At 63.5% G+C, this 19,718-nt stretch carries 13 protein-coding genes and 1 pseudogene; 2 read left to right on the top strand and 12 right to left on the bottom strand.

Features of this window, described 5'->3' with window-relative positions; genetic code table 11:
- Positions 1–3: 3 nt before the first annotated feature.
- From CAG11_RS10440 to yaaA, 12 genes and pseudogenes are all read right to left on the bottom strand, one after another.
- The gene (locus tag CAG11_RS10440) at positions 4–660 is read right to left on the bottom strand and encodes an alginate O-acetyltransferase AlgF (RefSeq protein WP_085596248.1); all 657 of its coding nucleotides are present in this window, start codon (positions 658–660) and stop codon (positions 4–6) included.
- A gap of 215 nt (positions 661–875) precedes the next feature.
- Positions 876–1,994 (bottom strand): annotated as a pseudogene (locus CAG11_RS10435) (alginate O-acetyltransferase); the annotation flags it as partial.
- 11 nt (positions 1,995–2,005) lie between these two features.
- Complete coding sequence (locus tag CAG11_RS10430) at positions 2,006–3,583, bottom strand: MBOAT family protein (protein ID WP_085596246.1); 1,578 nt, start codon at positions 3,581–3,583, stop codon at positions 2,006–2,008.
- 210 nt (positions 3,584–3,793) lie between these two features.
- Positions 3,794–4,918: a mannuronate-specific alginate lyase gene (locus CAG11_RS10425; protein WP_085596245.1), complete on the bottom strand. Its 1,125-nt coding sequence runs from the start codon at positions 4,916–4,918 to the stop codon at positions 3,794–3,796.
- Positions 4,919–4,926: 8 nt separating this feature from the next.
- A complete protein-coding gene (locus CAG11_RS10420; RefSeq protein WP_085596244.1) occupies positions 4,927–6,375 on the bottom strand; it encodes an alginate O-acetyltransferase in 1,449 nt (482 codons plus the stop codon).
- An 11-nt stretch (positions 6,376–6,386) separates the two neighbouring features.
- Positions 6,387–7,991: a mannuronan 5-epimerase AlgG gene (gene algG, locus CAG11_RS10415; RefSeq protein ID WP_371857888.1), complete on the bottom strand. Its 1,605-nt coding sequence runs from the start codon at positions 7,989–7,991 to the stop codon at positions 6,387–6,389.
- An 8-nt stretch (positions 7,992–7,999) separates the two neighbouring features.
- A complete protein-coding gene (locus CAG11_RS10410) occupies positions 8,000–9,457 on the bottom strand; it encodes an alginate export family protein (RefSeq protein ID WP_256578560.1) in 1,458 nt (485 codons plus the stop codon).
- A gap of 74 nt (positions 9,458–9,531) precedes the next feature.
- The gene (gene algK / locus CAG11_RS10405) at positions 9,532–10,923 is read right to left on the bottom strand and encodes an alginate biosynthesis TPR repeat lipoprotein AlgK (protein ID WP_085596242.1); all 1,392 of its coding nucleotides are present in this window, start codon (positions 10,921–10,923) and stop codon (positions 9,532–9,534) included.
- A gap of 2 nt (positions 10,924–10,925) precedes the next feature.
- Positions 10,926–12,095: an alginate biosynthesis protein Alg44 gene (locus CAG11_RS10400; protein WP_022642438.1), complete on the bottom strand. Its 1,170-nt coding sequence runs from the start codon at positions 12,093–12,095 to the stop codon at positions 10,926–10,928.
- Between the two features lie 35 nt (positions 12,096–12,130).
- A complete protein-coding gene (gene alg8 / locus CAG11_RS10395; RefSeq protein WP_085596241.1) occupies positions 12,131–13,612 on the bottom strand; it encodes a mannuronan synthase in 1,482 nt (493 codons plus the stop codon).
- Positions 13,613–13,707: 95 nt separating this feature from the next.
- Entirely contained in the window at positions 13,708–15,024 is a 1,317-nt protein-coding gene (locus tag CAG11_RS10390; protein WP_022642440.1) for a nucleotide sugar dehydrogenase, read from the bottom strand.
- Positions 15,025–15,836: 812 nt separating this feature from the next.
- Positions 15,837–16,616: a peroxide stress protein YaaA gene (gene yaaA / locus CAG11_RS10385; RefSeq protein ID WP_085596240.1), complete on the bottom strand. Its 780-nt coding sequence runs from the start codon at positions 16,614–16,616 to the stop codon at positions 15,837–15,839.
- A gap of 136 nt (positions 16,617–16,752) precedes the next feature.
- On the opposite strand from yaaA, the gene CAG11_RS10380 reads away from it, so the two are divergent.
- Both CAG11_RS10380 and CAG11_RS10375 read left to right on the top strand, forming a co-directional pair.
- Positions 16,753–17,877 (top strand): polysaccharide deacetylase family protein, encoded by a 1,125-nt coding sequence (locus tag CAG11_RS10380; RefSeq protein WP_085596239.1) that lies wholly within the window; start codon positions 16,753–16,755, stop codon positions 17,875–17,877.
- 357 nt (positions 17,878–18,234) lie between these two features.
- Positions 18,235–19,629, top strand: coding sequence for a PhoH family protein (locus CAG11_RS10375; protein WP_022642443.1), 1,395 nt, complete (start codon positions 18,235–18,237; stop codon positions 19,627–19,629).
- Positions 19,630–19,718: the final 89 nt, after the last annotated feature.

Below are 19,718 nucleotides of genomic sequence, written 5' to 3'. Positions count from 1 at the left end.
CGGTTAGCGCGTTGAGACTGGGCGTTTCACCCACACCGGCGACAGGTTGCTGCCGTTGCCGGTGACGTAGAGCACCGCCGCTTCGCCGCGCTCCAGGGCCACGGGCTTGAGGTCGCTGACTTTCTTCTGGCCGTCGTACAGGGCGAAGCTGACCTTCACCGGGTTGATTTCGCGTTCGCCGCGGCCCTTGGCGGCCACGGCCTGGACCACGTCGGTCTTGCCGTCGGCGGTCTTGAGCGTCAGGGCCTGGTCGCTGAGGTTCTGCACTCGCACCAGGGATTTCTGCTTGTTCTTGAACGGCGGCTCCTCGATCAGTTGCAGTTGGCCGCTGGCGTTGTTGACCAGGGTGTAATAGTGATCGGCGGCCAGTTTCACCGGCACGCTCTGGCTGCCCAGCTTGGCGGTGTAGTCGCCGCCGGGCATGAAGCTGAAGTCGCTGCTGGCCAGGGGCGCGACGTCGTTGACGTTGGTGCTGCCGATGGTGGCGCTGACTTCGCTGTTGCTGGCGTTGTAGATGCGTACGAAGGTCGAGCCCTTGGGCGCGGTGGGGCCGTACAGCGCGGCGTCGCCCCCGGCGAAGGCGGGCACGGACAGGACGCTCATGCCGGCAGCCAGGGTGATGGCCTTGGCGAGACGACGCGGATTGATAGTGAAAGTCATGGGTGTCACCTCTCTTTTCAGTTGTGTGCCCGGTCGGGCGTCTCGGATGTGTTGAGTGCCACAGTTTGTTGGCCGGGCTGGATAGAAGCTGCTGCGCTCGGCAATCCAGCGTTAAAAACAGGCTCGGACCGCTCATTTACAGCTCGTAAACTCCGCGTCCTCGCCTGTTTTTGCCTTGTCTTGCCTTCGCTCGCGACGCTTCTATCCGGCCCAGCTTGGGCACCGGTTTGCTTGAGCTCTGCGACCCACTGCGGGTCGGCGTCGCCAATTTCGTTGTTCACCGGCAGGTAGCGCTCAGGGAATTCCCAGATCAGCACCTGGGGCGGGTGGTTCTTGAAGTCGTCGCTTTTGAGGTAGCTGAGCATCGGCAGGATCGGGCCGTGGCCGTCCTCGGCGTAGCTCAGCACATCGCTGTGCAGGGCCTGCTTGAGGGCGCCGACGAAGTTCCAGTTGGGGTTGGCGCTGTAGCTGGTGCCCACCAGGGTCACGGGTACTTCGTGGTCGGCGAACAGGTTGTCTGCGGCGCCTGCCTGTTCCCCAGCGGCGTGGGTCTCGCGTTTTTGCAGGGGCTCCGGGGCTGGCATCAGGTTCTCGAACAACGGGTCCAGGGGCAGGAAACGCCGCAGGTCGCCCTTGTGCTTGACGGTCTCCTGGGCCTGGGTGACGAAGCGTTGTGGCTGGCCACTGAGCGGGGTCTTGGCGGCGATGGCCTGGGCCAGTTGGTGGGCGACGACTTCGGCGCCGGCCGGCGTCCAGTGGGTGTCGGTGCGCAGGAACACTTGCTGGCCCTGTTGCTTGGCCTGTTGCAGGGGGCCCAGCAGGTCGGGGGCGAGGATCTTGTCGGCGGCCACCCGGGCATGGAAGTCCTGGTAGAGGTTGGCGTGGATTCGCGCCGGGCGCACGGTGTCCAGGTGTTCCGGATACAACCGCACCTTGGCCGGGACTATGGCCATCACCAGTTTCACCCCGTGCTGCTTCAAGGTCTGGCGCACGCCCTCGACCAGGGCGTAGTTGCCCTGCAGGTTGAGTTCCTCGTTGACCACCGGATGGAATTCTTCATCGCTGTACAGCCACTGGTCGCGGCCTAGGATCACCCCCGGACGACCCTCGTTGAACAGCTTGAAGTCCAGTGCGGCCCAGAGGTTGGTGCCCAGGCGCTTGATCGGGAACTGGTCGTCGTAGTGGGTTTCCACCGCCTTGGTCCAGCGCCCGTCGAGCACGGTGGCGTCACTGTTGGTGCTGAAGCCGAAGAAGCTGCGCGCCGACCACAGACCCAGGACCAGCAGGGTCACCAGGAACAGTGCGACGTAGAACAGGCGTAATGAGCGGGTCATGAGCGGCCTCCTCAGAACTGGAAGTACAGGAACGGCGAAAAGCTTTGCGCCGAGAGTTTGAGAATCGAGGCAATGAACAGCAGCAGCACCAGGGCGCGCATGGCATAGCGCGACCAGTCGGCGCTCCAGTAGGCCGGTTGCACCTGGGCCTCGCGGCCGACGATGTAGCCCGGCTGGTGGATGCTGCCGGGGTTGTCGCCGGGTGCTGCCTTGATCAGGCCGGGTTGGGCGGTGGCCGGGCCATCGGCCTGGGTGTCCAGGGCCGGGCCGGCTTCGGGCTTGCTTTTGGTCGGCGCCGGGTTGCGATACAGGTCGCGCAGGCCGAAGAACGCCAGGGTCAGGTAGGCCACGACCAGGGTCGCCACTTGCAGGCCGGTGAGGCTGGCGCGGTTGAGTTCCGACAGCGACCAGTCGCCGAAGCTGAACATGGCGCCGTACATGCGCCCGGCCACGTGCAGGTTCTCGGCGCGGAAGATCACCCAGCCCATCACCACCAGCAGGAAGGTCAGGACCCAGCGGATCGGGTTGAGGCTGCGTGGGCTGGTGTTGATGCCCAGGGCCTTCTCGATGGCCAGCCACATGCCGTGCCAGGCGCCCCAGACGATGTAGGTGAAGTTGGCGCCGTGCCACAGGCCGCCCAGGAGCATGGTCAAGAACAGGTTGCGATAGGTGATCAGGGTGCCTTTGCGATTGCCGCCCAGGGTGATGTACAGGTAGTCGCGCAGCCAGGTGGACAGGCTGATGTGCCAGCGCCGCCAGAACTCGGTGATCGACTGGCTGATGTAGGGCTGCTTGAAGTTCTCCATGAAGCGAAAGCCCATCATCAACCCCAGGCCGATGGCCATGTCGCTGTAGCCGGAGAAGTCGAAGTACAGCTGCGCGGTGTAGGCCAGGGCGCCCAGCCAGGCATCACCCGTGGTGGGGTGTTGCAGGGCGAAGCAATGGTCGGCGACCACCGCCAGGGTGTCGGCGATGAACACCTTCTTGATGAAGCCCTGCATGAAGCGCGTGCAGCCTTCGGAGAACTTGTCCAGGGTGTGGGTGCGATGGTTGAACTGGTCCGCCAGGTCGCGAAAGCGCAACACCGGGCCGGCGATCAGGTGCGGGAAGATCGCCACGAACGCCGCGAAGTCGATCAGGTTGCGGGTCGCCGGGGTGTCGCCGCGGTAGACGTCGATGATGTAGCTGATGGACTCGAAGATGTAGAACGAGATACCGATCGGCAACAGCACGTGGGTCAGGATGAACGGCTCCAGGCCCATGGAGGTCATGATCGCGTTGAGGCTCTCGACGCCGAAGTTGGCGTACTTGAAGTAGCCGAGGATGCACAGGTCCACCGCCACTCCCAGGAGCAGCCAGCGCTGGGCGGGCTTGGTCCTGACGCCGGCGGCGCCGACCTTCAGGCCGATCCAGTAGTTCCACAAGGTGACCGCGGCGAACAGCGCGAGGAAGTCCACCCGCCACCAGGCGTAGAACACGTAGCTGGCGATCAGCAGCAACAGGTTGCGATAGCGTTGCCCGCTCAAGTAGTACAAGCCGAGGAACACCGGCAAGAACAGGAACAGGAACACATTGGATGAGAAAACCATCCCGAGCTCTCCATGTTTAACCAATAGTCAGGGGCCGCAGCCCCCCCAAACCCCCCCGTGGAAAACCATGGGAGGCGTATTGCATTCATCTCGCCCTGTAGCCGCTGCCGGGGCGCCGCTCTTGAGGGCCCTGGAAGGCTCTTCGAGCCTTGGCGCAGCCTCGCTGGAGTTCGGCAGCGGCTACAGGTATTGCGTCTTGAGGTCCAGGTATCACGAGCCCTTCTTGCCCTTCTCGAAGGCCGGGTCGTAGACCTTGGTCAGGTCACCGCCCAGCCGGAAGGTCTTGAACGGCTGCATCTGGTGCTTGCGTTCCAGCACATCCGGGGCGCAGGTGTAGAGGCTGCAGAAGGGCTCGAGCCAGGCGAATTTCGCGTCGACCTTGAGGTCGGTCATGTCCTGCTGCTTGCCGTTCTTGCGCTCGAAGGTGTCCGGGTCCTTGACCCCGGCCAGCACCCGCTCGCCCAGGCGCTTGAGCGCGCTGTTGTTTTCCTGGCGCAGATCGACGCCGTTGACCTGGGCGAAGCTGGCGATCATCGCCAGCGGCGGCAGGGCGTAGTTGTGGTAGGCCAGGGCCCGTTGCTGGCGCTTGAGTTCGTTGGGCAGGTAGCCATCGGCGTCGACCTGGCCTGCGCCGACCTTGTATTCCTTGACGGCCCAGTCGAACAGGTCGCGGCGGTTGGTGGCCACGGCGGTGGCCATCACCGACCAGGCGGCCCAGTAGGAATGGTTGTTGGTCTTGTCCAGGGGCAGGTTGTCCCAGTCGCTGACCACCTGGTCAGCCATCTTGCCGAACCAGGCCTCGATCTTCTGCGCCTGCTCCTGGTGAGTGGCCAGGGGATGGGAGTCGGAGAACTTCAGCCGCAGGTAGGCCGAGGCCATGCTGCCCAGGGCCCATTTGCGCATGGACTTGCCGGTGTGGTTGAAGTCCCTGGACATCAGCGCGTCGGCCTGGGCCCAGGCACTGAGCCAGTTCAGGGTGCAGTCCAGCTGTTGCGGACGACCGTCGCGCATGAACTGCATGACCTGCTTGCTGGTGCCGCGCTCGATCTTGGTGATGTCCGCGGTGCTGTCATGGAAGGCCTGCTGCGATTGCACGTTGAGAGTCGCCCGCGCCTTGTCCGAGCCTTCGTACTTGCTGCGAAACTGCAGGGCGCCGGTGTAGGGCGCCGGCATCGCATCGCAGCCGTCGCTGTTGTCGCTGGTCTTGAACTTGTCTACCGGGGCGTAGTAGCCCTGGGGCGGGCGCAGCGGCGCGGCGGCCTGGGCACTGCCGGCGACCATCGCCAGGCCCAGCAGGCCCGGTATCAGTAGTTGTGTCACGCGTGTGCTTTGCATGGATAACCTCACTGCCCGATCTGCGCGGTACGTTGCTCGGCGCTCGGGAACACATTGCGTTTGCAGATTTTCGCTTCGACCTTCTGCCCGGCGGTGCCGGCCTCGGGGCCCTGGATTTCCACCGCCAGCAGGTTTTGCGCGGCCCAGTCCTCGTCGGTACGCAGTTCGAAGGCGAAGCGCCCGTCGGTGTCGGATGTCTCCGGTTTTTCGATCTTGATGTCCTCGTGCCGGCCGTTCATGTACCAGAGGGTGGCCTGCAGGGTTTTCACCGAGGTGTCGGCGAAGCGGATGTCCACCTGGTGGGCGCTGTTGCGCAGGTCCTTGTTCTGGCTGTTGACCAGCAGCTCGTTCTTGCCGGGCTTCAAGGTGGTGCTGGCGCTCATCTGCGCCGGCTTGCCTTCGCAGCCGTTGTCCAGCAGCGCCATCATCTGCCGGTAGATGGTTTCCTGGTCCAGGCGGTACAGCGGCGAGAACTCCCAGATCAGGATCTTCGGCGGGTTCTTCTGGAACTCCTCGCTGCCCAGGTATTGCAGCATCGAACCTTCCAGGCCGCCGCCGGGGAAGGCGACGTTGAGGATGTCGGCACCGATGGCCTCTTCCAGGAAACCGGCGAAGTTGTAGTTCTTGCCGCTGTGGCTGGTGCCCACCAGGGTGATCTGCGGGTTGCCGGAGTCGCCGAACAGATCGCCATCGCCGGCTTCGCCCTTGGGCTCGGTGGTGAACTGGTCCATGTACTGGATCGCATAGCTGGTGCCGCACAGCTGCCCGGCCATGTTGTGCAGGGTGCCGGTCTTGCCCATGCGCCCGGACTTGTGGGTCTCGAACTCGCGCCGGGGAACGTCGGCGAACGCCGGCAGTTGCTTGACCTTGTCGGCGACGATCCGCGCCGTGCGCTGGGCGCCGTAGGGGGTCCAGTGCTGGTCGCCACGGAAGTAGAAGTCGTGGGCCGGCAGGGTCTCGGGCAATTGCTCGTCGGTCAGCGGCGACAGGTCCGGGACCACGTAGCCCATCTGCGCGAAACGCCCGAGCATGGCCTTGTAGTTGGCCAGGGCCTTGTCGTAGTCGAAGCGGGCCTTGTCCGCCGGGTTGAGCTTGTTGCGGTTCACCAGGCCGCGGGTCGGCTGGTAGACCACCACCAGCTCCACGCCCTTGCTCTTGAAGGCTTCGTGCAACTGCTTGAGGCGGCGATAGCCTTCGGGTGTGGTGTCGAACTCGGTACGCAAATCCTCCTGGGTACGGAACAGCCAGTCGCCCTGGGCCTGTACCAGGGTGGTGAAGTTCTGCTGGTAGCGGGTCACGTAGTTCTTCGCATCGTGGGCGGCCGGGCACAGGTTGCAGCACGGCTCGGCCTTGAATGACGGGGCGGCGACCTCATCGGCCCGGGCCGTGGCGCTGGCGGCGAGGATGCCCGCGGCGAGGGCCGACAAGCCCAGGAATTTGATCAAGTGTGGGTACATGCAAGTCATCCTCAATCGCGCATTTCGGTCTGGCGTTCGACGGGGTCGATCAATACGGCTTTGCGCTGGCGTACCAGCAGGTCGAGAATTTCGTCCTGGCGCTCGCCCAGCACGCCGGAGAAGCTGATGCCGCTGCTCTTGGTCGGTGCCAGCAGCGACACCCGGTACAGCTCCACGCTCAGGGGCGAGTCGATGGACATCGGTCCGCTGCCGTTGGCCGCCAGCTCGCCGCCGACCACGATCAGCGAGACCTGGGCATCGAACGGGTCGAGCTTGATGTCGCGGTCGGTGTTGGTCAGGTCCTTGATGTGGCCGTAGACCCCGGTCAGGCCGTTGGCCATGGCGACGTTCTCGTAGAGGCGGATGTTGACGCTGTTGCGGATGCGGATGCCGTGGCGGCGGTTGCTGACCACCTTGTTGCCGTAGATCAGGTTGTCGGCACTCTCGTACAGGGTGATGCCGTCGGTGTGGTTGCGGTAGATCTCGTTGTAGGCGATCAGGTTGTTGATGCTGTTGCGGTCGATCACCAGCCCCGAGAGGTGGTTGTCGTAGCTGCGGTTGTTGAAGATGAAGCTGTCGTTCACCTCCCGGGAAATGATGATGCCGTGCTTCTTCCGGGTGCCGTAGACGGTGTTCTCGGCAATGATCAGGCCGTGGGAGCGGTCGTGGGGGTCGATGCCGTAGACGATGTTGTCGCGGTAGGTATTGCCCTTGAGCACGAAGCCTTCGGTCTCGTAGCAATAGAAGCCGTACCACATGTCCGAGAACGCAGAGTCGATGATCCAGCCAGTGGGCTCGGGACGCTTGAGCACCTTGGCCATGTTCGGCGTGTACTGGGAAATGCTCACCCCGTAGGACTTGGAATTGGCGTAGCCGAAGCTCGCCATCTTGCTGTTGGCGATGTAGGTCTGGGTGCCGCCCCAGGCCAGCAGGAAGGGGCGAAATTCCTTGGCCGAGCGGAAGGTCGCCGGGCCGTTGTCCTTCTCGCGCCAGCCGGTGACCTGGGTGTCGCGCACGAACAGCTGGCCATCGTTGACCAGGAACGCGCCGGCTTCCTGGGACAGGCGCAGCTCGCGGGTCTGCTGGTCGATCTCCAGGATGCCGTGGCGCCCGACCACGATCGGCAGGCGGGCCAGGTAGACCCCAGGGGAGGTTTCGCTGATGTACTGCTTGGGCAGCTTGCCTGCCAGGTCCTTGAGGTTGACGTAGCCATCGTCGACGAAGATCGCCTGGGGAATGCCGTGTTGGCGCACCACCCATTCGGCCATCTTGTTGTCGCCGCCGATGAAGTCCTTCAGGGCGTCTTCCTGCATCATCCGCCGCACGCTGATCTTGCCCGGCTTGCTGCGCACGATCTTCGCCGCCACGGCTTCGGCGGTGTAGCCGGAGAGGTCGGGCAGGGTTGGCTTGGCCAGGGCCAGCGGTTCGCTGGGGGCGCTGCTGACGGTGTAGGTCTTGGCCTGTTGCAGCTCCTTGACGACGGTCGGCGCCTTGGCCGTCTCGACGTTGCCCAGGGCCGTGCCGCTGGCCAGCAGCAGGGCACCGGCCAGCAGGCCCAGGGAGCCTTTGTGCAGCGGGGTGTGGGGATGGCGATGCATCTGGGGGACTCCGTTCATGGCTGGCCTCAGAAGCGCCAGATCACGTCGATGAAGGCGCGGTGCATATAGGAGTCGACGTCCTTGCCGTAGGCGTCGCCGGGCTTGAACACGCCCCCGCGAAAACGCACCAGGGCCGCGGGCTCGTCGATCGACTGGCTCAGGGCCGCCGGCAACAGGCCTTGCTTGAAGTACTTGGTGACCACCAGGTCCATCTCCTGGCCAAGGTCCTTCTTGCCGTCTTGCAGGGGGAGCGAGGTGCTGCCCAGCAGGGCGCCGGTGGTGTCGTCGTAGTCGTTGTGCACGGCATTGATGCCATTGCTGCCCACCGGCTTGTTGCCGTCCACGCGCCAGAACTTGTGGTAGACCAGGCTGGCGTCGTAGTCCTCGCGCAACTGCCAGGAGCCGAACAGGGTGGCGGTCTGGGTGTTGTTCATTTCGCCCCGGAAGGCTTCGCCGAAGCGGTGCACCCGCGAGCGAGTGCCGGTGAAATTGGAGCGGTTGCTTTGCAGGCCGTTCTGCTCGTACTCGGCGCTGGCCCGGGCATAGGCCGCGCCCACTTGCCAGTTCGGGTCCAGGCGCAGGCGCACGCCCAGGACGGTGGCCCAGCCGTCGAGGTTTTCACCACGCTTGGCCTGGGTCGGGCGGCTGCCGTCGGCGTTCAGCGGGTTGACCGTGTCGCGGTCGCCGCGCATGCCGGTGAGGCTGGCCCAGTAGTTGACGGTATTGGTGTTGCGCCAGTTATAGGCGTCGCTGTTGGCTTCCAGGCCGAGCCAGGTCAGGTCGCCGTTCTGCTTCTTGTCCAGCGGGTCGCTGGCGACTCCGGGCTCGGCATAGTCGAGCTTGCCGTCATCGTGGGTATGGTGGGCGCGAATGCCCACCCACTGGCCGGGCGTCCACTGGTAGGCGACGTCGGCGTAGGCATGCAGGCGGTCCTTGTCCTTGGGCGCCAGTTCCTTGAGGTCGGTGCGGTATTCGCTGAAGCGCTCGGCCAGGCCCAGGTTGGCCCGCAGCAGGGTGGTGTCGAAGGTCCAGTTCAGCGCCTCGATGTTGGTGTCGCGCCATTGGCCATCGTCGTTACGCAGGCGCTGGCGGCCGAACTTCAGTTGCTCGCCGGGGTAGGCGGTGAAGCCGCTGTAGCCGACCCAGAATTCGCGCAGGGCCAGGTAGTTCTTCTTGGCCTTGCGGTCGTCGTTGGCCGACTGCTGGCTGGCATCGTCGCTGGACTGCTGCAGGGTGTCGGTCTCGATCACGTCGGTGGAGGTCACCGCCTGGCCCATGGCATAGGCGCTCCAGTTGCCGCTTTCGCCATAGACCCAGGGACGCAGGTCCAGGCCGATGCCGTTGACGTCGCCGCCACGCTGGGTACCCAGGTCGCGGTCGTCCTCGGATTGCGCGGTGATCTTCACTTCCAGGCCGAAGTTCTTGGTTTCGCTCAGTGCCGCGAAAGAGGGTGTCGACCAGGCCAGGGCGACGCCCAGGGCCATGCCCAGTTTCGACAGGCGCAAGGGGGCCTGGCGGTCGCAGCCTGCGGCAGCGGCTACAAGGTGAGTAGAGCGTTTCATAGGGATTCCTCGCCGTCTTCTTCCTGCAGGGCCTGCAGTTGCAGCGTGCTCTGGGCCAGGGTGCCGCGCACGGCCTGTTCCTGTTGCAGCAGGCGCTGGGCTTCGGCGCGTTGGCCGGGGGGCAGTTGTTCATCGAGTTGCTGGGCCAGTTCATTGGCCTGGGGGGTGTCCTGGACCTTGGCCAATTGGCTGAAGACGTAGGCATTGACCGGGTCGGGGCGGGTACCACGGCCCTGGGAAAACAGCTGGGCAATGGCGAAGTCGGCGCTGTTCTGGCCGTTGCGGGCGGCGGTCAGCAGATGGTCCAGGGCCTTTTGCGGATACACCTGGCCCAGGTAGCCACGGCGGTAGATCTGGCCCAGGTAGTAGTCGGCGGCGACCTCGCGGCCCTGGGCTTGCTTGAAGTGTTGCTCGGCCACCTTGGCATCGGCCGGCACCCACTTGCCCTCGTAGTAGAGCTTGCCCAGCAGCAGTTCGGCGCGGGGCTGGTCGGCGGCGCGGCCGTTGTCCAGGTACTTCATCATCTGTTCGACGTCGCCCAGTTCGGGGAAGTCGTAGAGCAGTTGCGCCAGGCTGACCCAGGACGCCGGGTACACCGGGGCCACCTGCTCGAGCAGGGCCTGGGCGGTTTTCTCGTCGGGCTTGCCGAGGCTGGCGTCGCCCAGGACCCGGGCCACGCTGTCGACCCGCTGGGCGCTGACGGCGCCACGGCCATGGCTGGCTTGCAGTTGCTTGACCAGCTCGGCTTGCTGCTCGGCCTGGCCGCGTTTCTGGTAGACGGTGGCCAGCTCGACGTAGCAGATGTCGGTGCTGTTCAGCGACGCCTTGCAGATCTTCTCAACCTCGTCCAGGTGCTGGTCGTAGGTGCCCTGGGTGCGATACAGCAGGACCTGGGCCAGCCCGGCCTCGGGGTAGCCGGCGGCGCGCCATTGGCCGATCTGCCGCTGGGCGTCGACGTTGGGGAAGCTGTGGGGATATTGCAGGTAGAGCATCGCCAGGGGGATCAGGGTGTTGCCTTCGCCGTTGGCGAAGGCCTTCTTCAGCAGGCCCTCGGCTTCGTGCTGTTCGGCTTCGCTGGCCCCGGGCTTGGTCGCCAGCAACCGGCCCAGGCGCGCCTGGGCCCGTGGCGAGGTATCGGCGGCGCGGTAGGTGGCCTCGGCCTGCTTGATCTGCGCCGGGTCGCGGCTCTCCACCTGGATATCCGCCAGGCCCACTTGCGCCTCGCTATAACCCAGGTCCGCCAGCTGGCGATAGTTCTGCTGGGCCAGGGCGGTATCGCCGCGCTTGAGGGCTTCGTTGGCCAGGCGCTGGTCCGGCAGGCCGGCGCAACCGGCCAGGGCCAGGGCGGCCACCAACGGCAACACCGCGAGTTGAGTAGGCGTGTTCATGGTTACAGACCCGCGGCCATGGCTTTGTCGATCAGCCAGTTCATCGAAGGCCCGCGGTCGCTGCTGACCTCCACCGGGCGGCCGGCGAACTCGCTGCCCAGGGGCGCGTCGGGCTTGATCTGCACGCGAATATCCGAAGACAGGTCGTTGCCGTTGAGGCTGGTGCTGCTGACGATGGTGCCGGTGCGCACCTGGTCTTCCCCGGCGATCTGCAGGTTGACCTTGGTGCCCGGGCGCACGTCGCCGAACTGACGGTAGGAGAAGCGCGCCTCGACGGTGGCCAGGCTGCCCCGTGGCACCAGTTGGTAGATCACGTCGCCCTTGCTGGCGTACTGACCGTCGGCCACCAGCTGCTGGGCCACGGTGCAGTCGCAGGGCGAGGTCAGGGTGCCGGTCATCTGCTTGCCGAACAGCTCCTCGACCTTGGCCGGCTGTAGCTGGTTCTCGTCCAGGTGGCCCTTGAGCACATCCAGCATGCTGGTGCTGAAGCTGGCCAGGGGCGCGCCCTTGGCCACGTTGCCGTTGGCCTGCACCAGGCTTTGCACGGTGCCGTCGCGCGGCATGGTCACGTTCATCCCCGGCACGTTCACCAGGCCGGCCTCGGCGTGGCTGACGAAGTACATGCCATACACCGACTTGAGGATGAAGCCGAAGGCGGCCAGGCCGACGATGAAGATCCCGGCACTGAAGGTCACGGCCCGCAGGCGGCCCAGGGGGCTCATGCCGCTGCCGTTGTCCTTGGTCTTGCGCGCCTTGGTGAAGTTGTCGCGCTGCAGGGTGGCGAGCACGTCGCCCATGCTGACGATGTCGCCGGCCAGGTGCGAGGTGATCAGGTGGCGCAGGGTGGCGATGTCCTGGGGTTCCAGGTTCTGGAACTGGCAGCCGACGCGGCCGCTCTGGCGGTCGAAGGAGCGCACTTGCAGCTCCACGTCCATGGCCAGGCCGAGGTTGTCGATGACGAATTGCAGGCGGCCCTTGTGCACGCTGCCCACGGCCAGCAGTTGTTGCCCGGCGTTGAAGCTCAGGCCACCGGCGGAGAGGTCGTGGATCCGCACTTCCAGGGGCTTGGCCTCGGTGCCGAAGAAGCGCAGCTTGGCCGGGATCCTGACCCGGGCGTGCTGGCGCTGGGCTTCGGATTCATGGACTACGTTGACGTTGACTGCGGTGTTCATAGGGTCGATTTCCTAGTTCATTCAGGCAGGGCGGTTCAGACCATCAGCAGCAGTACGGCGACGAATACGCTGCCGGCCGAGAAGGTCATGGTCCGGGACGACCAGGTGTTGAACCAACGTTGAAAACTGGCGAGGTCGCGGGTCAGCTTGGTGTCCTGGCGGGTCCAGGATTGCTGGTCGAGGCGGAAGAACACGTAGATCTTCACCAGGGCCCCGACGATCTGGTTGTAATAGAGGATCAGCGGATAGGCCGGGCCGATCCGGTGTCCCGAGCAGGACAGCAGCAGGGTCAGGATCAGCCGCGTGATGCCGATCCACAGCAGGTAGGCGAGGATGAACGCGGTGCCGTACTTGAAGCTGGCGATGATGGCCACCGTCAGGCCCAGCAGCGAGGTCCACATCGATACCCGCTGGTCGAACAGCACCACGCTGGTGAACAGGCCCAGGCGCTTGATCCCCAGGCCCAGGGCCCGGGAGTTCTGCCGCAGGTTGTTGCCGTACCAGCGGAACATCAGCTTGCGGCTGGCCTTGATGAAGCTCTTTTCCGGCGGGTGCTCCACGGTGTTGATCGCCGCGTCAGGCACGTAGAAGGTGTCGTAGCCCAGGCGCATCAGGCTGAACCAGCTGGACTTGTCGTCGCCGGTGAGGAACTTGAAGCGGCCCAGGCGCCAGTGCTGCAGGGAGTCGCTCTCGACGTCGGCGATGAAGTCCGGATCGGTGACCACGGTGGCGCGAAATACCGACATGCGCCCGGTCATGGTCAGCACCCGCTTGGACAGGGCCATGGAGCACATGTTGATGTGCCGCTGGGCGAAGCGCAGCTTGTGCCACTCGCTCATGATGTAGCCGCCGCGCACTTCGCAGAATTCGTTGGTGGTCAGGCCGCCGACATTGCCGAACAGCTGGAACCAGGGCACGGTCTTGCGGACCACGCCTTCGGCCAGCACGGTGTCGCCGTCGATCACCGCGACCACGGCACGTTCGTCCGGCAGGTGGCGGGAGATGGCGCGGAAGCCGAAGGCCAGGCCGTCGCGCTTGCCGGTGCCGGGAATGCGCACGAAGTCCAGCTTGACCTGCTCGGGCGGGTTCATCCGCGCCCACAGGCTCTTGATCAACAGCTCGTCGGACATCTCCACGATCGAGCAGACCACGGTGGTGGGAAAACCACAGTCGATGGCCTCGCGGATCACCGAGCCGTAGACCTGGGCGGTGGTCAGCGCGTCGATGCGAAAGCTGGTGACCATCAGGTACACATGGGACGGGTCCGCCGCCTTGCCGAGCTTGCGTACCTTGCGCCGCAGGTGTGGGTAGACCACGTAGAGGAACAGCATGCCGCGCACGAAATGCGTGGCGCCCATGGAGTAGCGCCAGATGCCCACGGCGCCGATCAGGAAGATGAAGTCCTTGGACTGCGAGTCGAAGGTCGAGGCGGGCAGCAGCAGGGCCATCCCCATCAACAGACTCAGGTAGAACAGCCAACCGGCGGCCTGGAGCAGGCAGTGTTTTAGCCTGTGCATAATCAACGTCCTAAAATCAGTTGCAGGCTCCAAGCGGCAAGCTGCAAGTGCGGTGCTCCCACTTGCGGCTTGAAGCTCGGAGCTTGCCGCTGTCGTTACCAGCAAATGCCTTCGGTACGGCCCTGGGCGCAGGTCGACTTGGACATGAAGCCCACCAGGTCGATGACCTGCTTGCCGTGGGGGACGTCCTCGACCAGGGTGCGGAACTTCTCGTCACGGTTGCCCAGGATGATCACGTCGGAATGGTCGATCACCGCGTCGAAGTCCGAGTTGAGCAGGGACGAGACGTGGGGGATCTTCGATTCGATGTAGTCCTTGTTGGCGCCGTGAACCCTGGCGTACTCGACGTTGCTGTCGTAGATGCGCAGGTCGAAGCCCTTGCCGATGAGCATTTCCGCCAGTTCCACCAGCGGGCTTTCCCGCAGGTCGTCGGTGCCGGCCTTGAAGCTCAGGCCGAGCAGGGCAACCTTGCGCTTGTCGTGGCTGGAAACGATGTCGAAGGCGTTCTGCACCTGGGACTCGTTGCTGCGCATCAGCGAGTTGAGCAGTGGCGCCTGCACGTCCAGGGCGCCGGCGCGGTAGGTCAGGGCGCGCACGTCCTTGGGCAGGCACGAGCCGCCGAAGGCGAAGCCCGGGCGCATGTAGTACTGGGACAGGTTGAGGGTCTTGTCCTGGCAGACCACGTTCATCACCTCGCGGCCATCGACGCCCACCGCCTTGGCGATGTTGCCGATCTCGTTGGCGAAGGTGACCTTGGTCGCGTGCCAGACGTTGCAGGTGTACTTGATCATCTCGGCGACTTCGATGTCCTTGCGGATGATCGGCGCGTCGAGTTCTTCGTAGAGCGCTTGCAGCACATCGCCGGAGGCCTGGTCGAGTTGGCCGATGACGGTCATGGGCGGGAAGTCGTAGTCCTTGATCGCGGTGCTCTCGCGCAGGAACTCGGGGTTGACCGCGACGCCGAAGTCGACGCCGGCCTTCTTGCCCGAGCAGTCCTCGAGGATCGGGATCACCACGTTCTTCACCGTGCCCGGCAAGACGGTGCTGCGCACCACCACGGTATGGCGGGTGGTCTTGTCGCGCAGGACGAAACCGATTTCGCGGCATACCGATTCGATGTAGTCCAGTTCCAGGTCGCCGTTCTTCTTGCTCGGGGTACCGACGCAGATCATCGACAACTCGGTATCGCGGATGGCTTCGGCGAAGTTGGTGGTGCCGCGCAGGCGGGCCGTGCGGATTCCCTGTTCCAGAAGTTCACCCAGACCCGGTTCGACGATCGGCGACTTGCCGGCGTTGATCAGGTCGATCTTGTCTTTGGAGATATCTACGCCAACCACTTCATGGCCCCGAGCGGACAGGCAACCGGCACAGACTGCACCGACGTAACCCAAACCAAATATGCTGATGCGCATCGCATTTACCTCTGTGTTATTCACGCCATTAGATGGCCGGAGTTAATGTTTGCCAGCTGTAGTTGTGCACGGGGAAGTACGGCGAAAAATGCCGTAATATCCTGTGCAGGCAGACTAAGTTCCGAGTGACTTAATAAATGCACTCAAGTTGTGCGCAACCGGTCCTTGTTGTTTCGATTTGCCCTTTAATGTTGCCGGCGGCTCCTGCTGCAGGACTCCCGAAAAACCACCCGCGTTCCTGTGGGTGGCTGGATGTCACGTGGTTCGTGCTCTCCAATTGCTTGCTGGGAGGCCTTGAAGGCCAGCTATTCCTTGGCTTGTTAGGGGATAGTTGGGGCTGTTATCTCCTGTTGTTATTCCGTTAGTTCAAATTGTCGTTACGCCGCTGTCAGCGGTTTCGTAACTTTCTTAGTTTTCAGGGTGTCCGTGTAAGTCATCTCGTACAGCGTCGTTGAGAATCGTTACCGGTGGTATGAGCTGTCTCCGCAGGCATAGTTCCTGCCCGCTCATCCTGTTTTCAGAAATTTTTTGAAATATCGAGAAAGATGGCACTGCTCGCAATTTGATAGCACTAAGGGTTTGGCCCTTTAGTTCTGGGGAGTTAAAGCGGTGGGATATTTTTGTGCCACTACCGGATAAAAAAAGTGGTGCCACTACTGAAAAAAATCACTCTTGTCGAGTGAAAGAAAAGTCATGGAAATAGATGAAGGTTTTATGACGCCAAAAAAATGACTTGGCAGAATGAAAAGAATGTGCAGGTGCTCACATTCTGGCGCGCTCGCCATGAAAACGAGCGCGGCAGGGGGAACGCTTTATTCCGGTGCGTGGTCGCGCAGGAATACCAGGTTGTCGGCCTTGGATTGTTCGGCGCTGAAACGATAGCCATGGACGTCGAACTGCTTGAGCTGGGCCGGGTCGTTGATGCGCTCCTGGATCACGAAGCGGCTCATCAGGCCCCGGGCCTTCTTGGCGTAGAAGCTGATGATCTTGTACTGGCCGTTCTTCAGGTCCTTGAATTCGGTGTTGATGATCCGCGCCTTGAGAGCCGTACGCTTGACCGCCGAGAAGTACTCGTTGGATGCCAGGTTGAGCAGCAGGTCGTCGCCTTGCTCGGCCAGGGCCTCGTTGAGCCATTCGCTGATGCGAGTGCCCCAGAACGCATACAGGTCCTTGCCCCGGGCGTTGGCCAGCTTGGTGCCCATTTCCAGGCGATAGGGCTGCATCAGGTCCAGGGGGCGCAGCAGGCCATAGAGGCCGGAGAGCATGCGCAGGTGCTGCTGGGCGTAGTCGAAATCCGCCTCGCCAAGGGTCTGGGCATCGAGCCCGGTATAGACATCGCCCTTGAATGCCAGCAAGGCCTGCTTGGCGTTGGCGGGGGTGAAGGCCGGGGTCCAGCTGCCGAAGCGCGCGGCGTTGAGGCCGCCGATCTTGTCGGATACGTGCATCAGCTCGCTGATCTGCGCCGGGGTCAGTTCCCGCAGTTGCTGGATCAGCTCCTGGGAGTGGTCGAGGTACTGCGGCTGGGTAAAGCGCTGGGTTACCGGCGGGGTCTCGTAGTCGAGGGTCTTGGCGGGTGAAATCACCATCAGCATGGGGCGTCTCCTTTAAGCGTCGGGGGATTCTAGGGGCTCGGGCCGCCGGACTCCACCTATCGAGGCAATAGCTGACGCGTGGCACAGGTGGGGATCGGCTATAGTGCCGCGCGGGTTCTGTTCTGGAGGTTTCCCCTTGCGTATCGCGTTGTTCTTCTCGGCCTGGTTATTCAGCCTCGGTGCCCTGGCGGCGCCCAATGATGTGGCGACCCTGGACCGCAGCACCTGGCCGGAAAAACTCGACAGCCCGACCCTGTTCGACGTTGCCTCGCGGGCCGAGATCCTTGGTTTCGCCCGGGCCTTGCTGGTCAGCGAAGCCTGGGACGAAGCGTCCCTGAAGCAACGCCTGGGCTTGCGGGTGATCAACATGGAAGCCATCGGCAGCCTGCGCGAGCAACTGTGGAAGCGCCTGCTGGAGAACTACGACTTCGCCCAGCAGAGCTGCGACCAGGATGCGTCCTTCTGTTTCCTGGTGGAAAACATGCAGCAACTGCGCAAGCAGGCCGGCAAGTTCCAGCTGGGCGAGGACTCCTATTACGCCCGTTGGGGTGAGCCGAGCCGGACCTTCCATGAGCGCTACCTGGACGAGTTGTTGCGCAAGGCCGCCCTGACCCCGCAGACCAGCAGCGAGGTCTTGCGCCTGGGCGACTACGAGCGCAATGGCGACGAACTCCACGACCGGATGTTCCTCCTGACCTTCGATAGCGCCGCCAACCTGGCGCCGGACAACACCGCCTGGCTCACCGAATACCTGCGCAAGTCCAACCTCAACGGCACCTTCTTCGTCCTGGGCAACGATATCCAGGGCCGTCTCGACAAGGCTTCGGTCGCTAGCCTGCAAGCGCTGTACTCGCAGCAGTGCGTCGGGGTCCAGGGCTGGGAGTTCCGCTCCCATAGCCACTGGCAGGATTGGCAGTACTCGATCCAGCGCAGTGCCGACCTGGTCAAGGGCAAGCTGCCGGAAAACTACGTGCCGCTGTTCCGCCCGCCCATGGGCCAGCGCCGGGCCGACGCCCAGAGCTTCTTCAATGCCCAGGGCATGCAGGTCGCGTTGTGGGACATCGATGCCCAGGACGGCCCGGGCAAGCTCAAGGCCGAAGACAGCCGCCAGCGGGTACTGACCCTGATGCTGTTGTGGCGCCGTGGGGTGATTGCCTTCAATGCCAAGCAGGATGGGGTCAAGGCCAGCCTGCCCTGGTTGCTGGAGCAGACCGCGCAAAGCGGGATCGGCTGGGAAGACTGCCAGGATGCGTTTCGCTGAAAAACGCCAAATGCCCGTAAATACGGGACAAGGGCAGGAAAACCTGGGAAAAAGGGCAAATCCGCAAGGGATTTCGAGGCAGGCGGACTTCCGACTTTAGCGGCGCTCGGGCCGCTCGCCAAGGGCTATTCGTCACTCTGAAAAATAAACATCAAAAAAGCTTCAAAGTGCTTTTTCCTGTCACGCTTTTTGGAGTATTACGGATTCAGACCGCCGAAACCTGCAACACAGGTGGCGTCTCCCAAGACTCCTTGTGTGCGGCTCACCTCCAACCCGGATGGGTGGATTTCGGTGGTCCTTCGAGGCGCGATACCCGATGGTATGGCGTCGACTGGCTCCCACATAAGGTGACCGAGTATGGATGACCGCGGACGCAGCCCTTCCTCCAACCAGCCAATCCTTTACGTACTCGATACCAATGTATTGATTCACGATCCCAACGCCCTGCTGAATTTCGAAGAACACCATGTCGTGATCCCGATGACCGTCCTGGAGGAGCTGGACAAGCTCAAGAGCGGGCATCACAGCGTGGCCGCCGAGTGCCGCCAGGCGATTCGCCTGATCGACAAGACCCTGGGCGAGGCCTCGCCCGAGGATGTCGAGCTGGGAGTGCCGATCCAGCGTGGCAAGGGTGATCCAAAGGGCTTGCTGTCGATCCTCATGAGCAAGCGCAACGAGCCCAACAGCCTGCTGCCGGACAACCTCAACGACAACATCATCATCAACCAGTTGGTCGACCTGCACGCGCGCAACAAGGACTTGTCCGTGGTGCTCGTGACCAAGGACATCAACATGCGCCTCAAGGCGCGGGCCTGCGGGATCGCCGCCGAGGACTACAGCACCGACCAGCTGGTGGACGACGTGGAGCTGTTGCCCAACGGCTTCCACAACATGAGCGGTTCGTTCTGGGACCGGGTGAGCAAGGTCGAGACCCGCCAGGATCACGGCCGGACCTGGCACCAGGTGCCGTTGAACGACGAGCTGCCGGTGGTGCACATCAATGAGTTCATCATCGACGAGCAGGGCTTCGTCGGCTGGGTCAAGGAAATTCGCGATGGGGTGATGCTGATCCTCGACCTGCACCAGGAGCCCCTGCTGCACCAGGAGGCCTGGGGCCTGAAGCCACGTGATATCTACCAGGCCCTGGCCTTGTACGCGCTGCTCGATCCGGACATCCACCTGGTCAACCTGTCCGGCGCCGCCGGTTCCGGCAAGACCATCCTGGCCCTGGCTGCCGCCATCGAGCAGACCATGGTCAGCAAGCGCTACCGGCGCATCATCGCCACCCGCAGCGTGCAGGGACTGGACCAGGAAATCGGCTTCCTGCCGGGCACCGAGGCGGAGAAGATGGAGCCCTGGCTCGGGGCGATCACCGACAACCTCGAGGCCCTGCACATGGATGACGAGAGCACCCATGGCAGCGTCGACTACATCCTCAGCAAGGTGCCGTTGCAGTTCAAATCCCTGAACTACATTCGCGGTCGCAGTTTCCAGCAGAGCCTGATCCTGATCGACGAATGCCAGAACCTCACCCCGCACCAGATGAAGACCATCATCACCCGTGCCGGCGCCGGTTCCAAAGTGGTGTGCCTGGGCAACCTGGCGCAGATCGATACCCCTTACCTGTCGGCCACCAGCTCCGGGCTGACCTACCTCACCGAACGCTTCAAGGACTTCCCCAACGGCGTGCACATCACCCTGCAAGGGGTGCCGCGCTCGATCCTGGCCGAATACGCCGAAAGCCACCTGTAGTTCCCTCCCGCACCTGCCACGGGCGGCCTTCGGGCCGCCCGTTTTGCATCCGCCCCCGGCCTCTGGAGTATCCTGCGCTCCCGCCGTGA

It is taken from the genome of Pseudomonas sp. B6(2017) (genome assembly GCF_002112765.1).
GTDB classification, from domain to species: domain Bacteria; phylum Pseudomonadota; class Gammaproteobacteria; order Pseudomonadales; family Pseudomonadaceae; genus Aquipseudomonas; species Aquipseudomonas piscis.
This window is presented reverse-complemented; position numbering and strand designations above follow the sequence as displayed.

Coding starts and splice junctions, on each gene's coding strand:
- algG (WP_371857888.1), bottom strand. CDS start 7,991: ATGAACGGAGTCCCCCAGATGCATCGCCATCCCCACACCCCGCTGCAC.
- algK (WP_085596242.1), bottom strand. CDS start 10,923: ATGAACACGCCTACTCAACTCGCGGTGTTGCCGTTGGTGGCCGCCCTG.
- alg8 (WP_085596241.1), bottom strand. CDS start 13,612: ATGCACAGGCTAAAACACTGCCTGCTCCAGGCCGCCGGTTGGCTGTTC.
- CAG11_RS10410 (WP_256578560.1), bottom strand. CDS start 9,457: ATGGCCCTGGGCGTCGCCCTGGCCTGGTCGACACCCTCTTTCGCGGCA.
- CAG11_RS10440 (WP_085596248.1), bottom strand. CDS start 660: ATGACTTTCACTATCAATCCGCGTCGTCTCGCCAAGGCCATCACCCTG.
- CAG11_RS10390 (WP_022642440.1), bottom strand. CDS start 15,024: ATGCGCATCAGCATATTTGGTTTGGGTTACGTCGGTGCAGTCTGTGCC.
- yaaA (WP_085596240.1), bottom strand. CDS start 16,616: ATGCTGATGGTGATTTCACCCGCCAAGACCCTCGACTACGAGACCCCG.
- CAG11_RS10400 (WP_022642438.1), bottom strand. CDS start 12,095: ATGAACACCGCAGTCAACGTCAACGTAGTCCATGAATCCGAAGCCCAG.
- CAG11_RS10430 (WP_085596246.1), bottom strand. CDS start 3,583: ATGGTTTTCTCATCCAATGTGTTCCTGTTCCTGTTCTTGCCGGTGTTC.
- CAG11_RS10375 (WP_022642443.1), top strand. CDS start 18,235: ATGGATGACCGCGGACGCAGCCCTTCCTCCAACCAGCCAATCCTTTAC.
- CAG11_RS10420 (WP_085596244.1), bottom strand. CDS start 6,375: ATGTACCCACACTTGATCAAATTCCTGGGCTTGTCGGCCCTCGCCGCG.
- CAG11_RS10425 (WP_085596245.1), bottom strand. CDS start 4,918: ATGCAAAGCACACGCGTGACACAACTACTGATACCGGGCCTGCTGGGC.